The 15,601-nt window shown below is 42.5% G+C and carries 8 protein-coding genes; all 8 read right to left on the bottom strand.

Translation table 11 applies throughout. From position 1 onward, the window contains the following. Positions 1 to 78: 78 nt before the first annotated feature. Positions 79 to 2,055: a 1,4-alpha-glucan branching protein GlgB gene (glgB, locus tag P2W71_RS16040; protein ID WP_276372292.1), complete on the bottom strand. Its 1,977-nt coding sequence runs from the start codon at positions 2,053 to 2,055 to the stop codon at positions 79 to 81. 60 nt (positions 2,056 to 2,115) lie between these two features. Next, complete coding sequence (gene treS / locus P2W71_RS16045; RefSeq protein WP_276372293.1) at positions 2,116 to 5,445, bottom strand: maltose alpha-D-glucosyltransferase; 3,330 nt, start codon at positions 5,443 to 5,445, stop codon at positions 2,116 to 2,118. After that, positions 5,445 to 7,385 (bottom strand): alpha-1,4-glucan--maltose-1-phosphate maltosyltransferase, encoded by a 1,941-nt coding sequence (locus P2W71_RS16050; RefSeq protein WP_276372294.1) that lies wholly within the window; start codon positions 7,383 to 7,385, stop codon positions 5,445 to 5,447. Before P2W71_RS16050 ends, treS begins: the two co-directional genes overlap by 1 nt. Continuing rightward, positions 7,386 to 8,852, bottom strand: coding sequence for an alpha-amylase family glycosyl hydrolase (locus P2W71_RS16055; RefSeq protein WP_276372295.1), 1,467 nt, complete (start codon positions 8,850 to 8,852; stop codon positions 7,386 to 7,388). A 130-nt stretch (positions 8,853 to 8,982) separates the two neighbouring features. Further along, positions 8,983 to 10,782, bottom strand: coding sequence for an alpha-amylase family glycosyl hydrolase (locus P2W71_RS16060; RefSeq protein ID WP_276372297.1), 1,800 nt, complete (start codon positions 10,780 to 10,782; stop codon positions 8,983 to 8,985). A gap of 76 nt (positions 10,783 to 10,858) precedes the next feature. After that, on the bottom strand, positions 10,859 to 11,227 hold the full coding sequence (locus tag P2W71_RS16065; protein WP_276372298.1) for a transmembrane 220 family protein: 369 nt from the start codon (positions 11,225 to 11,227) through the stop codon (positions 10,859 to 10,861). A gap of 156 nt (positions 11,228 to 11,383) precedes the next feature. Continuing rightward, positions 11,384 to 12,232, bottom strand: coding sequence for a TIM barrel protein (locus tag P2W71_RS16070; RefSeq protein ID WP_276372299.1), 849 nt, complete (start codon positions 12,230 to 12,232; stop codon positions 11,384 to 11,386). A gap of 26 nt (positions 12,233 to 12,258) precedes the next feature. Continuing rightward, positions 12,259 to 15,573, bottom strand: coding sequence for a ThuA domain-containing protein (locus tag P2W71_RS16075; RefSeq protein WP_276372300.1), 3,315 nt, complete (start codon positions 15,571 to 15,573; stop codon positions 12,259 to 12,261). Between the last annotated feature and the right edge of the window lie 28 nt (positions 15,574 to 15,601).

Below are 15,601 nucleotides of genomic sequence, written 5' to 3' on the forward strand. Positions count from 1 at the left end.
ACTGTGACCAATAAGAATTTTACATTTCATTATCAGCTACGCCTACGGATACGGTTAATGGATAACTGATAATCACTTCTATGTGCTTAATTCATTTAAGTCAAATTCATTGATCTCTTTCTCGAGTTTAAATACGGATATTCCTAACGGCGGTAAAGTTAATGAAATGGAGAAATCCCTGCCATGATATTTTACGGGAGACGTCATGACCGACGCCATATTCACGAGTCCGCTGCCACCGTACTTTTGGTCATCTGAATTAAATACTTCCATCCAGGTGCCCCGGTACGGAACACCTATGCGATAGTGTTGGCGGGTTTCAGGGGTAAAATTGCACACGACAATGAGCAGATCATCTTTTGTTTCTCCTTGACGTTGGAAGGCGATGACACTATTTTCATGATCGGCATAGTCAATCCATTCAAAACCCCGGTGTTCGAACTGGTGCTTATATAACGCGGGGTGCGACTTATAGAAGGTGTTTAGATCCCTTACCAATTTTTGAACCCCGGAATGATAGTTATATTGAAGTAAATGCCATTCCAGGCTTCCATCGTGATTCCATTCGGAGGATTGGCCGAATTCACCTCCCATAAACAAAAGTTTGGATCCCGGATGCATGAACATATAGCCGAACATAAGCCTCAGATTGGCAAACTTGCGCCACTCATCGCCAGGCATTCGTCCCAGCAGTGATCCTTTGCCATGCACGACTTCATCGTGAGATAACGGGAGCATGAAGTTTTCGGTAAAGGCGTACATAATGCTGAAGGTGATTGCATTTTGGTGATACTTCCTGAATACCGGATCCAGCTTAAAATATTTCAGCGTATCGTGCATCCAACCCATCATCCATTTTTGTCCAAACCCGAGTCCACCGAGGTACGTCGGCCGGGAGACACCACTCCAGGATGTCGATTCTTCTGCGATCGTAATTGCATCGGGAAATTGTTTATACACTACCTCATTCATTTCTTTCAGGAAGGTGATCGCCTCGATGTTTTCGTTGCCACCATATTCATTTGGAATCCATTCGCCAGCGTTGCGGGAATAATCCAGGTAAAGCATAGATGCAACGGCGTCTACACGCAAACCGTCGATGTGATATTTTTCTAACCAGAATAAAGCATTGCTAATAAGAAATGATCTTACCTCATTACGCCCATAATTAAAAATATAGCTCTTCCAATCAGGATGAAATCCTTTACGGGAATCCTCATGTTCATATAAGTATGTCCCATCGAATTTGAAAAGGCCGTGCTCATCGCCTGGAAAATGCGAGGGCACCCAATCTAACAGTACACCAATTCCGGCTCGATGAAAACAATCTATTAAATATTTAAAGTCTTCCGGGCTTCCATATCTGCTGGTAGGCGCGAAATATCCCGTGAGCTGATATCCCCATGAGCCGTAGAACGGATGCTCCATTAACGGAAGAAATTCTACATGCGTAAAACCCATATCGCTAACATATTGCACCAACTCGTTGGCCATTTCCGGATATGTCAGTGAACGATTTCCATCTTCCAGTTTTCGTTTCCATGAGCCATAATGCACTTCGTAAACAGAATATGGTTTGGGCTTCCCACTGACTTTTTTCCTTTCTTCAAGCCATGCGTCGTCTTTCCAATCATACTTTGAATCCCACACAATGGAAGCGGTTTTAGGAGGTGTTTCGCAATAGGAAGCAAAAGGATCTGATTTAACCATGTATTCACCCGTGTTCGAATGAATGGCATATTTATATACTTCTCCATGGTTTATGTCGGAGAAGAAACCTTCCCAAATTCCAGAGCCATCCCATCGGGGATTTAACCGATGTTGCTTGTCTTGCCAGTGATTGAAATTACCCAGGATAGAAATTTCTTTGGCATTTGGCGCCCATACCGCAAAATATGTACCCGCATACTCATTGGTATTGATTACGTGGGCACCAAGTTTTTCATAGAGCTTATAATGCTTGCCCGATTTGAATAAATAAATATCAAACTCTGTTAGCAAACTGAAGCCTTCAGAAATTGATGGTGTGGATGTTGAAGATGCTTTCTTTGCCATAGTTCAGTAGTTGATGGTACACATAGCGTGTTTAAATTTCATGCCACGCTATTTAAAACGTTATTTTTTCTTTCGCTCCTCTTTCTCCTCGTGATACCGTTTCATAATATAATGAATTCCCCTTAAAGGAATGATTGTCCAGTCAGGCCTTCCATTAAGTTCATATCCCAATTCATAGATTGCTTTTTCAAGCAGGAAGGTACGAATGAGCACGTCATCCTCCGCCGACAATGACACACCCATATTCATTCGCTCCATGTAGGCGCCCAGGTAAAAACGGCTTACATAATGTTGCCATTGTTCGGCCCAATTTTCTAAGAATTCGCGATCACGTTCGCGGTAATTTTCATTCAGTAAAATTTTACCGAAGGCGGCATAATGAATTGAACGCATCATTCCGGCCACGTCTTTAAGTGCACTTTTCTTCAACCTTCTTTCGCTAAAAGATAAGCCTGGTTCGCCTTCAAAATCGATGATAACAAAATCTTTTCCAGTAAACAAAACTTGTCCGAGATGGTAATCGCCGTGAATTCTGATCTTACTAGCTTTGATCTTCAATTGGTATACTTCACTGAAACACTCCAGAATATCATCCTCGAGGTCCAGAACTTTTTTAGCAAACTCCTGCACTTCGGGTGGAAGCTTAGATAGGGTACTGTTCAACAAATTAAATCTGTCCTTCACCAATCTTCGCAACGATGAGTATAGTGAACGCTGGTAGTTCGCTGTAAAGTTTTCGGGCGCAAATGACGGATCTGCTGAATTGGATGCTAATGCTAAATGCATTTCTGCGGTACGGGTACCCAGGCGTACCATTCGTTCATAAAACCCGCGGCCAATGAATTCCTGGATGACATCCGGCGCGTCTTCAAACCTGATAGATGCTTTGTTGATCAGCTTAGGGAGTTTAATTGTCTTTGCCTTAGCCATTACACGTTCGTAGAATCTTCCAACAGAATCCACAGACATGGTCCATGCTTCACCTTGGTTTTCAACACGCTCCTGCAAAAGACCAAAAACGATAACCTTGCCGTCCTGATGGTATTCCACACTGCCCGCATACCGGGGCGAGTTTCTGAAGGTCGTATGCTCAGACAAAAATCTAACAATCTCAAGTTCAGGATTGATTTCATGCTCCAGTTTCCTATAGAATTTGAAAAAGTATTGATCGTTGAATATGATAGCCGTATTACTCTGATCTGCCTTTAGAATTTTAGAGTCGATTATTTTATTAACATCAATCTTGGCAAATACACCACTATTAAATAACAACGTGCCGCCTTCATCATCTCTCAATTTCAACTCCTTACCCATACTTATAAACAGGAAGTCACGGAAATGTTTATCATAACTGCTATCCATGATAAACCCGGCCTTGCCTTGAATTTCTGCGCGGCAGACCACACTTTGTACCGTATACTCTACACGCTCCATGATGCTGTCGGATGGAAGAAAAGCAAGGGGGAGAAAATATAACTCCGGCAAGCCTTGTGCATAGTGCACTTCAATGACGGAAAGGAAGTGTGTATCACCGTCGACCTTAAGGGAAACGGCTTTCTGGATACTTACTTTACTTACCACTTTTGCCTTTCCTCCAAACCAGCGGCATTTCTTCATGAATGGCACCAGAATTTTTCTTTCGAGAAAACGCAGTTCATTGTAGTTGTCAAATAATTTTTCCCACGATACTTCAGTTTTTAATAAATGTAATTCCCCACTGGCTTCTTTTTCTTTTTTCTCAGGCACATCGGCCTGGAACCAGAAGTATCCATAAGGTCCGATGGTTATCGGGTAATCTCCATTCTCGACATTCAGGAAACGGTTTTGGCTAAAAACTTCAGTAATGTCGCATCCCTTGTATTCCGAAAGATTGATGATGGTAGATTGAGAAAACTGAGATAAGTTAGCAACAACAATGATGCGTTGCTTTTCATAGGTTCTTACAAACGCCAGTACTTTGGCGTTTGTACTTTCTAAAAACTTCATCTCTCCGCGCCCAAATATGTTTAGTCGGTTGCGCATTGAAATGATGTTCTTCATCCACCATAAAAATGAAGAGGGGTTTTCCTCCTGGGCAGCGACGTTTACAGTTTCATGTCGATAGGCTGGATCTGTAATGATGGGTAAATACAGGCGCTGCGGATTCGCTGTTGAGAATCCTGCATTTAAATTCATATCCCACTGCATGGGTGTACGCACGCCATATCTGTCGCCGAGGTACACATTGTCTCCCATTCCGATTTCATCGCCATAGTATAACACCGGAGAGCCGGGCAATGAAAAAAGGATCGCATGGAGCAACTCTGCTTTTCTCCTGTCATTGTTCATCAATGGTGCCAGCCGGCGGCGAATACCCATGTTGAATTTTGTATTGGCATCATTGGCATAGGCTTTAAAGAGGTAGTCCTTTTCCTCTTCCGTTACCATTTCAAGACCAAGCTCATCATGATTGCGTAAGAAGAGTGCCCACTGACTATTCGGAGGCGTTTCCGGCGTCTGCTCCATGATGTCGATGATTGGATAACTATCTTCTGTACGCAACGCCAGGAACATACGCGGCATTAAAGGATAGTTAAAGTTCATGTGGCATTCATGTCCTTCACCAAAATAATCGGCAGCGTCTTCCGGCCATAAATTTGCCTCTGCAATGAGTATTCTGTTTTTATAATTTTTATCGATGTGGGCACGCAGCCGTTTCAGGAACACGTGTGTCTGAGGAAGATTTTCACAACTCGTTCCCTCCGCTTCATACAGGTAGGGCACAGAAGAAAGCCGAAAGCCGTCGACTCCGAGCTTCATCCAGAAATCAACAACTTTGATCAGTTCCAGTTGAACTTCGGCGTTGTCGAAATTCAATTCAGGCTGGTGACGGAAAAACCTGTGCCAGTAATAAGCTTTCGCATCTGCATCCCATGTCCAATTGCTATTTTCTTCAGATGTGAAAATGACGCGTGCTTCTTTGTATTTTTCAGGCGTATCACTCCAAACATAAAAATCGCGATAACGGGTTCCTGGTTTTGCTTTGCGAGATCGCTTAAACCATGGATGTTGATCAGACGTGTGATTTAAAATCAATTCGGTAATAACGCGCAGGCCCCTGCGATGAGCCTCTTTCAAGAATTGCTTTAGATCCGATAATGTGCCGTAATCAGGATGAACATCCATATGATCCACAACATCAAAGCCGTCATCTTTTAAGGGCGATGGGTAAAAAGGCAGCAGCCAAATAGTGTTGATGCCCAGGTCTTCCAGGTAGTCGAGTTTCTGAATCAAGCCCTGAAAATCTCCAATTCCATCAGCGTTGCTGTCAAAAAAAGCCCGCACCGATACTTCATAGATAATAGCATCTTTAAACCAAAGTGCGTCGTTGCTTTTAGGTGGTGTAGTCATCACATGAATGATTCGTGTACTTCTAATTTAAATAGGTGGAATGGCATCTTATAGGGATCAAGCTCAATATAATTCCATTCCTGAGTCCAGGTGTATTGTTCATCGGTAATAACATCATGAACTTTTACATTAACTCCACCATTAATTCGCAGCGTGCCTAATGGAAGCTGCAGGTATCCGGATTGTCTTGTATTGGGGTCGAGGTTGACAACAACCAACATGATATTTGATAAATCATCGGTTGCTTTAAGATAAGCCAGCAGATTCTCATTCTCTATAAAACAAAACTGAAGATTCCAGGTTGACTGCAATGCCTTATTATTTTTTCTTGCCGCATTAACAAGGGCGATGATGTCAGTCATCCGATTGGTCTTTTTCCAATCATGGTGTTTGACTTCGTATTTCTCTGAATTATAATATTCTTCTTTACCCTGCACGGGAATGTTATCATGCCATTCATACGCAGGTCCATAGATTCCATAATTGGAAGCAAGCGTTGCCGCCAGCGCCAGTCGAATGATAAAAATATTTTCTCCCTGATATTGTAAATGATATGGCAGAATATCAGGCGTATTTGGCCAGAAATTTGGCCTGAAATAATTTCGTGACGGACCGAACACCAATTCATTCATGTATTCTGTCAGCTCTTGTTTTGTTACACGCCACGTGAAATAAGTATACGATTGCGTGAACCCGATCTTGGCCAGCGATGCCATAACTTTAGGACGCGTAAAAGCTTCTGCCAAAAAAATTATATCGGGATATTCTTTGTTCACCTCATGTATTGCCCACTCCCAAAAAGGAATAGGTTTAGTATGTGGATTATCGACGCGAAAAATCTTAACGCCTTGTTCAATCCAAAAAGTGATCACGGATTTTAATTCATTCCATAGAGAAAGCCAATTCTCTGTTTCAAAATTAAAAGGATAAATGTCCTGATACTTCTTGGGTGGGTTTTCTGCGTACTGGATCGATCCATCGGGGCGTTGTTTAAACCATTCCGGATGATCCTTTACATAAGGATGATCGGGTGCGCACTGGAAAGCGATATCAAGTGCTATATCGATGTTGTGTTTCTTAGCTTCCAAAATCAACCGCCGGTAATCATCAAGGGTGCCCAGCGCCGGGAGAACAGATTCATGGCCCCCCTCATCACTTCCAATCGCCCAGGGAGATCCAGGCTCGCCAGCTTCAGCCGTCACGTTGTTATTCTTTCCTTTACGATTCACTTTTCCGATGGGATGAATAGGCGGAAGATACAGCACATCAAACCCCATGGAAGCCACCCGTGGTAGTAGCCGGATTACATCATTGAAATTCCCATGTTCACCATGGAGAGAGGCTGATCTCGGAAAAAGTTCATACCATGCGCTGAAATTTGCTTTATCATGTTCAGCAATTACTTTTAACTGCTTATGATAGGTATGCGCATGTTGTATTAGTGGATTGTTATGAACAACTGCAGCAAACTCCTGAGTCATCACATAGTCGACCGCCGAAGCATACTCAGCTTTGAGTTTTTTTGAAATAGTCTTGAGGCCAGCATTATTATTGGCAAGGTTTTGCAAAAAATGCGCACCTTCCTCTAACTCAAGGTGAACGTCTACGTGTGCATTTACCTTCTTCTTGAATCCGTCGTACCACGTATCAAAGTGATCAATCCAGGCTTGCAGGGTGAATCGGTACAAACCTTTTTCTTCTACATAAAAAGACGCACGCCATTCATCATTCATGACGTGTTGCATTTCCTTTTCGTGCCATTTCGCCTCGCCTTCTTTTTTGTACAACAGTCGGGCACGAATGTGATCATGCCCGTCTGTAAAAATATCCGCTGAGACATCAACACGTTCTCCTATCGTCCTTTTTGCTGGATATAACCCCTCGTCTACCTGCGGTTGAACATTTTCTATGATTACACGTGATTGTCCTTTTAACTCCATCTATTTTAAAATTACTGTAGTGTGAGCAGGAAGTTCTAATATTCCCTCCTTTAATATGTAGTTCTCGCTGGTGGCAAAAGCAACCTCTTTGAGATCGATGTTCTTTTCTTTGAGATTAATCGTTACTTCAACATCAGAAACATTGTGCATTACAAATTCTGTCTGGTCGTTAAATATTCTTTTAAAACTTACAATTTCAGAAACATCGATTCCGGAATATTCGATGTCTCCACGTGTCAGCGGCAGACTTGCATTCCGATACCGGATCATTCGTTTATAAAAATTTAACAGGGAATTTGGATCATCCTCTTGCAGTTTTGCGGGCACTACTGTTTCATCCGTGCTGAACGCCGGTTTCTCCCACGAGGTTTGAGCTGGGTCCTTTTGATCCATATCCCAAATAAAAGGCTCTCGCACGTATGCATCAGGGCCAAAAAAATCTTCGTATGTTTTTAACTTGTCTCCCAGCATGCCAATTTCTTCGCCGTAATACAAATAAGGTGTTCCAGGTAAAGTCAGTAAAAGCGAAGCAGCCATCCGCGCCTTGTTTTGATCACCCTTCAACTCAGTTAACAAACGAGTCTGATCATGGTTCTTGACAAAAGTGGCGTCCAAATATTCTGAGGTAATCGATTTGTAGTAATCGCTGATGTCTTTGTAAGTTTTAACCAGTCCGATGGTATCTCTTTGAGCATTTGCCACATTTGTTATAGCGTAACCAAGATCAAAATTGAATAAGGAAGGAAGACCTTTGAGATAAGGCGCCACGGTCTTCGCATCCGACCATACCTCTCCTACCAGGTACACATCCGGTTTTATTTTTTCCATCTCCTCCTGAAACCAGACCCAAAAATCATGATTGTCTTTTGCTCTTTCATCCATGAAAATGTGGCGGGCAGCATCAATGCGAAAGCCATCAACCTTAACATCGTTGAGCCAGAATCTTGCGATGTCTAGAATTTCTTCTTTCACCTTCGGATTATCCAGGTTCAAATCGGGGCAAAGACCATTGAAGTATCCGTAATAATGCTCGCTTAATGTATCTCCATTAACCGGGTGCCACTTGCGTATGTTATCCGAATCAAATGAAACAGGTTTTTTAAAAATCTGATTTCTGATGGAATCTTTATTTGCCCATACATAATAATCCCGGTAAGGATTGTCCTTTCCTTTTTGTGCTTCGAGAAACCACGGGTGCAAATTCCCAGTGTGATTGATTACAAAATCAGTTATAACCTTTATACCACGCTTATGCGCTTCATCAATAAATATTTTGAAATCTGCCAACGTTCCGTAATCAGGGTCAATATTTTTATAGTCGATAACGTGGTACTTGTGATAAGTATCTGAAGGCATGATAGGCATCAGCCATATTCCGTTTATCCCAAGCTCTTTCAGATAATCCAACTTGCTTGTAAGTCCCCGGAAATCTCCTTTGCCATTGCCGTCGCCGTCTGCAAAAGACATAACGAAGATTTCATATTTTACACCGTAAGGCCATTCTGCTACAGTCGATTGATTTGTTCTTTTACAGGAAAAGGTTGCCGCGCAAATCAGTAAGGCGCTTATGAAAGTTGTCGGCTTCAAATGCACAAGGTTATTTGATTTTAAAGATATATGAACTGTAAGGTTTGCAATTCAACTCGAATAAAAAATCCTTGTTGAATCCTACTTCTGCTTCCCTCCATAATAAATCACGGGCGATATAGGCGCCGGATGGATCGAGGCCCAGGGTGGCGATGGCATCCTGTGAAAGTTGAACTTTAATAGGCTGGTTTTTTGCGTTGAAACTATTGACAATGAGCAATCGCTCTTCGCCGGCAAAACGAATGAATGCATGTACTTTATTATCGAAGTTACCTGCGGCAATATTGAATGCGGTCAAATCAAGATAACCTCCCTGATTGATCGCTGGATTTTTACTTGCTAAATTTAACAAGTCACTATAAAACTGGCGAAGTTGTTTCTGCTCCATGCTCAAGGAATCACCGTTGAAGGCACCACCATTCATCCACTTCTGGTGTTCCGGCATGCCCCAATAATCGAAGATCGTGGTACGTCCATCATCACTTTGAAACCCTTCAGCTCCAGCGCCTGGCTCACCCACTTCCTGTCCACAATAAATCATCACTGGCCCTCGGTCTATCGTCGCGCTGATCACCATGGCGGGTGCAGCTTTCCACATGTCGCCTGCAAAGAATTTCGACGCGATACGTTGCTCATCGTGGTTCTCCAGGAAATGGAGCATGTTGTCATTGATGCCGGAAAGGCTTTGATAAATATCATGGATATCCGTTGTACTTCGTTCACCATTTATTAACAACCGAAGTGTATCATATAGCTGAACTTTATCATACAGAAAATCAAACTTTCCGTTGGTGATGTAATTCTTATATTCACCAGGGTTATAAATCTCTGCAATAAAAAGAATCTCAGGATTAATTTCTTTTATCTGGGGAATGACCCAATTCCAAAACTCAACGGGCACCATTTCGGCCATGTCGCATCTAAAGCCATCTACTTTTTTATTTGTCCAAAATACAAGGATGTCTTTCATTTTTGTCCAGGTATCAGGAATAGGATCAAAATTTTTTTTGTTCCCGTTTAAAACGTCAACCCCATAGTTCAGCTTCACTGTTTCAAACCAGTCTGTTATTTTGGGACTGCCATCAAAGACGTTGTTGCCGGTAGCCTTCGCGGGAGTTTCTTCAAACTTTCCATCTTTTGTTGGAAAACTATTTCCCCGCCCCAGTGATTCATAGCCACGAGGTACTTGAAATGATTGACCGAGTAAATAATAAAAGTTGTTGTTAGGACTGAAGGATAAAGAGTCGTCATCATTTTCTCCAAGATCTTTAATGCCCGCAGGTTTGGCATCTGATTTATATTTGCGCGCTACATGGTTGGGCACAAAATCAATAATGACCTTCATATCTTCCGCATGGGTGCGGCTGATCAGCTGTTGAAATTCTTTCATTCGGGCCGTGACACTCATGGCTAAATCCGGATCTACATCATAGTAGTCTTTGATAGCATAAGGAGATCCTGCTCTTCCTTTGACAACATCTGCATCGTCCAATGGAATTCCGTAAGAAGTATAATCAGTGAGCGTGGCATGTTCGATGATACCTGTATACCAGATATGAGAAACTCCCATCTCCTTAATGGACTTTAGCGCCTTCGAGTTTATGTCGTTAAACTTCCCAACGCCGTTTTCGTCTCGCGTGCCATAAGGAGTATTATCTGATTTTTTATTTCCAAAGAGTCTTGGCAACAATTGATAAATCACAATTTTTCCTGATGATTTTTCCACCATAGCTACCGGAGGGATTTTTTCCATTGGCTTACTACAAGAAGTCAGTAAACCTGCCATGAATAACACCAAAATTTTCCTCATAATGGCTGAATTTAAAAAGAAAAGGCAGCTTTTTGTTAAGCTCCGAGACATTATCGTTTGCGGCAACTGTTTAGACTCAGCGGGTTGCGCTCCTTGAACGGACTAAAAAAACAACGAGCACAATAATGCATATCAGCAGACCTAAGAATTCCCGCGCTTCCTCGATATAAGGAAATTGCATTTTTGCTATGTTATCAAACAACAACGCTTTATCATCTTGCCTTAGCCACTCGGCGACGCCCGGCATAAACACAAAGCTGTAAATGATATATAACACAAGAAGTCCTATAATGAATTTTTTCGGATAAAATTCGAAGATCGCCATAACACTTAATACTGCCATTGCGCCATAAATCAATATCCAAATCACTGGATCAGGATCGTTGATCTGAACAAAAGCAAAAGCCAGGAACATGATGGCCAGGATAAAATTTACGATTCGCATAGAGGAGAAATTGAGTGTTTGCAATATGCAAAAAAACTATATAGGAAGCAGCAAGGGCTTATCGGTTACCGTCCGAAGACGGCATTGCTTAAAGTAGAGCAAAAAAAATGTCGGGCTTTCACCCGACATTTTTGAAAATAAACCTGTAGAAAAATCTTAAAGACTCTTTAAAAATTTAGCGCTGGCCGCCACGCTATCAATAGGCGTTCCCGGAAAATTGTCATACTCAACATACCAATGCTTCATTCCTGAAAGTTTTGCTTTTTCAAATATTGGTTTGTAGTCGATTGAACCAGTCCCGATATCTGCATTTTTGTTACGATCATTTTTGTCCATTCCTTTTACGTGCCATTGTTCGAACATCCCCGGATACTTTTCAAAGTATTTTATCGGATCGTGACCAGCATTGATCAACCAAAAAATATCCAGTTCAATGCCAACTTTTTTAGAATCGAGCTCTTTCATCATTACATCAAATGGAATTTGACCATCAAGAGTCTCGAATTCAAAAGCATGGTTGTGATATTGAAAACGGATACCGTTTTTATTACAGACCTCACCGGCCGCATTCAAATCAGCACAGATTCTTTTATAGTCGTCAATGGTTTTGCGCTGAGGTTCTGCGATGTATGGCATCACCATGAACTTCTGGCCATTCTTTTTCGCATCCTCTACCGCCTTTTGCCAGGTGTCACCTTTGATTTTATCCAAACCATAGTGACCACTGGTAACCTTCATTCCCAGCCCTTTTGCATACTTGCAAAATTCCGTGAAATCCATTCCAAATATTTTTCCGTCGGCATAACTGAAAGTCTCCAACTCTTTATAGCCGAAGCTTGCTACTTTGTCTAATACGCCTTTAGGATCTTTGCCAACAGTATCACGCAGGGTGTAAAGTTGCAATCCCATATTTTTCATTCCTTTTCCTGCAGCCAAAAAGGAAGGCAATGAGAGCATCCCGACTGCGGCAAATGATGCAGTTTGAACAAATTCTCTTCTTTTCATGGTTCTAGTGGTTAGGGTTTAGCTGGCTATTTATTTTCTAATCGCATCCCCGTAAAGGTAAACATAGGTCGGTCCTTCACGGCAGAATTTTTAAATACAATGTATAAATCGTGATGACCGGTAGTTGACTGGATTGGTGTTGTTATCGCCGATACTCCAGGCGCAACAACCGTTGCAGAACCTAACAAAGGACCATCGATTTTATCCAGGTGAATTTCAGCAGTTCCACCACCGGAAAATTCCCTCGGATCAATGAACGCCATCAGCGTTGCTTTTTTAACGCCGGTAAGATCAAGGTTTTTATACATAGCGAAGGCACCGTTTAACAGGTTCTGGAGCGAATGATTACCCTGCCAGCTTGCCTTTCTTGCTATCCGGATGGCATCAGCTTCATTAGGACGTAAGAATGAACTCCTTAGAACAAGGGCATCTGTTGACGTTAAAGACGGAACATTATTAACCGCCTTATCCATATACGTAGAGGTCAATACATACACGCCATCTTGTTCTTTTCCAGGAGTAGCTGAACCAGCTAGCGGTAATTTCTTTGCCGCTTTGGAGTCAGCTAAGGACAAAATATATTCTACCATTTTCGATGCGTCGGCATCGCTGATCTGCGGATGCGCCGCCATCTCAGTAGTGCCCCATACGCCGGAACCACCTTTGATAACTTTTGTCGCCAGCAATTCTACCGCGCCCTTTTGCGTATTGTATTTTGCTGCTACATCCTTGTAACTCGGACCGGCAGATTTCTGGTCGATCAAGTGACAGGATTTGCAATCACTTTTTTCAATCAGCGCTTTGCCGGGCAATTCTACAGGTGCAGCCTGATGACCCTGTGCAATATGCGTCATGTCAAAGCCCTTCATGTAATCAAAAGTGACAGTTACTTCTTCAGGCTTTATCTTTCCTTGTTCTGTTGACCCGTCTTCCTTATCGCTTACCGTTACTTTGTATTTTACCGGTGTACCAGGGAAGAAGAAGGTTTTATTTCCTTCTGAGATCTCTGTTTTAACTACAGGTGCCTCGTTACCTACAACTACTCTGGCTGACGCCGTATGACTTGATCCCTTGTCATCTTTTACCGTGAGTACGGCGTTGATCACTTCCGGCTTATCAAATGTTATCGAGAAATTTCCGTCAGCAGAAGAATGTTTTTTACCCCCTGCCTCAAGCTCATACGTTACTTTATCCCCATCGGGGTCAATAGAACCTTTGGCTGAAAAGTTAACGACTACAGGCGTTGAACCGGAAGTTTTATCTGCTTTCAAATCAGCTACCGGAGGACGATTACCTTTATTGAAATCAATTCTAACAAGCCTTGCGTCAAGATTTCTGGAAAACCATTTCGTGCCGTACTCAAGCATATAAAGCTTTCCGTCAGGGCCGTATGCCATATCACTAATGTTGTTAAATGTTGTATTCGGCATGAACGGTTCGATGTCGGTGATGGCCCCTTTGTCATTCATCGTTGCGAGGTAAATCCAGTTCCGCATCCAATCAAAAAACATCAGCTTGCCATCAAAATATTCGGGGAAGGCTGTTTCAACTCCTTTATAATTTTCAGAATAGTAAATTGGTCCGGCCATGGCATTTCTTCCACCGACTTTCGCCATTGGAAATTCATCTGATCGGTCGTAAGGATAGAAGATAAACGGTGGACTGACAGGTGGCAATTCTTTTTTACCCGTATTGTTTGGTGATTCATTGAGAGGAGCCTTCGCGTCCCATTTCTTGGAAACTTGTTTCGTAGCGAAATCATATTTTCCATAGGGATAATTATTACCCACAAAATACGGCCATCCAAAAAATCCGGGCTTTTGCGCCTGGTTTAGTTCGTCGTAACCTCTTGGCCCACGAAGGGAATCATTTTGTCCGGCGTCGGGTCCAACATCGCCCCAGTATACAAAACCTGTCTTTTGATCAACGGAAATGCGGTACGGATTACGACATCCCATAACATAAATTTCAGGTCTGGTGTTAGGTTCGCCTTTCGGAAAAAGATTTCCCTCGGGAATGGTATAACTTCCATCGGGTTCAGGATGGATACGCAATATTTTTCCCCGAAGGTCATTCGTGTTTCCGGATGATTTCTGTGCATCGAAGGGTGAACGTCCGGGGGTCTCATCAGAAGGACTATAGCCATCGGACTCGAACGGGCTGGTGTTATCACCTGTTGAAATAAATAGATTACCGTTGGGGCCGAAAGCCAACGATCCCCCTGTATGACAACAGGTCTCACGTTGGGTAGCTACTTCCAGAATTTCTTTCTCGGAGCTTTGATCGATTTTACCATCTTTAAAAACAAAGCGCGACACGATGTTCGCTGAACGTTGTGGATGTGAATAGAAAACGTACACCCAATTATTTTTCTCGAAGTTTGGATCCAAGGTTAAACCAATTACCCCGTCTTCGAACTTTGTTCCTACACTAAAGGTATTGATGAGATTAACCTTGCCATCCGACGGTGTGTAAAGTTTGACAGCGCCTTTTCGCTCGACGAAGATTATTTTGCCATCTGGCATAATGGCCATTTCTGTTGGCTCATCCAGGTTAAAATCCAAAACCGTTTTTGTAAAGCGGTTTTCTTCGGGCGCACGTACTGTTTTAGCTTTTGAGTAATCTGGTTTATTAGAACCGATAGCATACTTTATGCCTTGCAATAAGTGATCTCTGAAAAGTGGATCAGCATAACTTTCAGGCGTGTGTCCCATGCCTGTGTAAAAAGAACGGCCTCCGTCAAATTCATGATACCAAGCGATAGGATGGTAATCTCCGTTTTCTCCGCCTTCGTATGAAGTCTCATCGAGCGTATACAGTACGTTAATGTCCTTGGAAATCCTTTTGTAATTATACAACTCGTCCGTACGAACCCACTCTTTCGGCTGATTCTTTACCAGGTCATCTTCTTTGGCTTTTACGAATTTTGCTTCTTGCGTTTTAGGATGGCTTTTGAAATAAGCGCCTAAAAGATCTCCGTACCAGGGCCACTCATACTCAGTATCGGCTGCGGCATGAACACCCATGAACCCACCACCTGCCTGGATAAAACGCTTGAAGTCGGCCTGCTGCACAGGATCCAGTACGTCCATGGTGGTATTCAGAAATATAACGGCCCGGTAACGTTTGAGGGAATCTTCATTAAAAAAAGCTGCATTCTCCGTTGTATCAACTTCGAAGTCATTTTGCTTTCCAAGTTCAATCAGGGTGAGTTTGCCCACGCCAATCGCCTCATGACGGTATCCTTTTGTTTTTGAGAATACAAGGACTTTTGCCTTTTGCTTTTCCCCACAGGAAAGCAAAAGGCAAAACATTACGAAAATCGCTAAGTAAGATTTCATTGAATTACAGTTTTAGGTTTTCAAGCCT

The organism is Chryseolinea sp. H1M3-3, assembly GCF_029360725.1.
Lineage (GTDB): Bacteria > Bacteroidota > Bacteroidia > Cytophagales > Cyclobacteriaceae > Chryseolinea.

What these genes read in the sequence shown, in the direction of transcription:
- P2W71_RS16070 (WP_276372299.1), bottom strand. Translation starts at nt 12,232, where the DNA reads ATGAAAAGAAGAGAATTTGTTCAAACTGCATCATTTGCCGCAGTCGGG.
- P2W71_RS16055 (WP_276372295.1), bottom strand. Translation starts at nt 8,852, where the DNA reads ATGTCTTTTGCAGACGGCGACGGCAATGGCAAAGGAGATTTCCGGGGA.
- P2W71_RS16050 (WP_276372294.1), bottom strand. Translation starts at nt 7,385, where the DNA reads ATGGAGTTAAAAGGACAATCACGTGTAATCATAGAAAATGTTCAACCG.
- P2W71_RS16065 (WP_276372298.1), bottom strand. Translation starts at nt 11,227, where the DNA reads ATGCGAATCGTAAATTTTATCCTGGCCATCATGTTCCTGGCTTTTGCT.
- P2W71_RS16060 (WP_276372297.1), bottom strand. Translation starts at nt 10,782, where the DNA reads ATGAGGAAAATTTTGGTGTTATTCATGGCAGGTTTACTGACTTCTTGT.
- P2W71_RS16075 (WP_276372300.1), bottom strand. Translation starts at nt 15,573, where the DNA reads ATGAAATCTTACTTAGCGATTTTCGTAATGTTTTGCCTTTTGCTTTCC.
- glgB (WP_276372292.1), bottom strand. Translation starts at nt 2,055, where the DNA reads ATGGCAAAGAAAGCATCTTCAACATCCACACCATCAATTTCTGAAGGC.
- treS (WP_276372293.1), bottom strand. Translation starts at nt 5,445, where the DNA reads ATGACTACACCACCTAAAAGCAACGACGCACTTTGGTTTAAAGATGCT.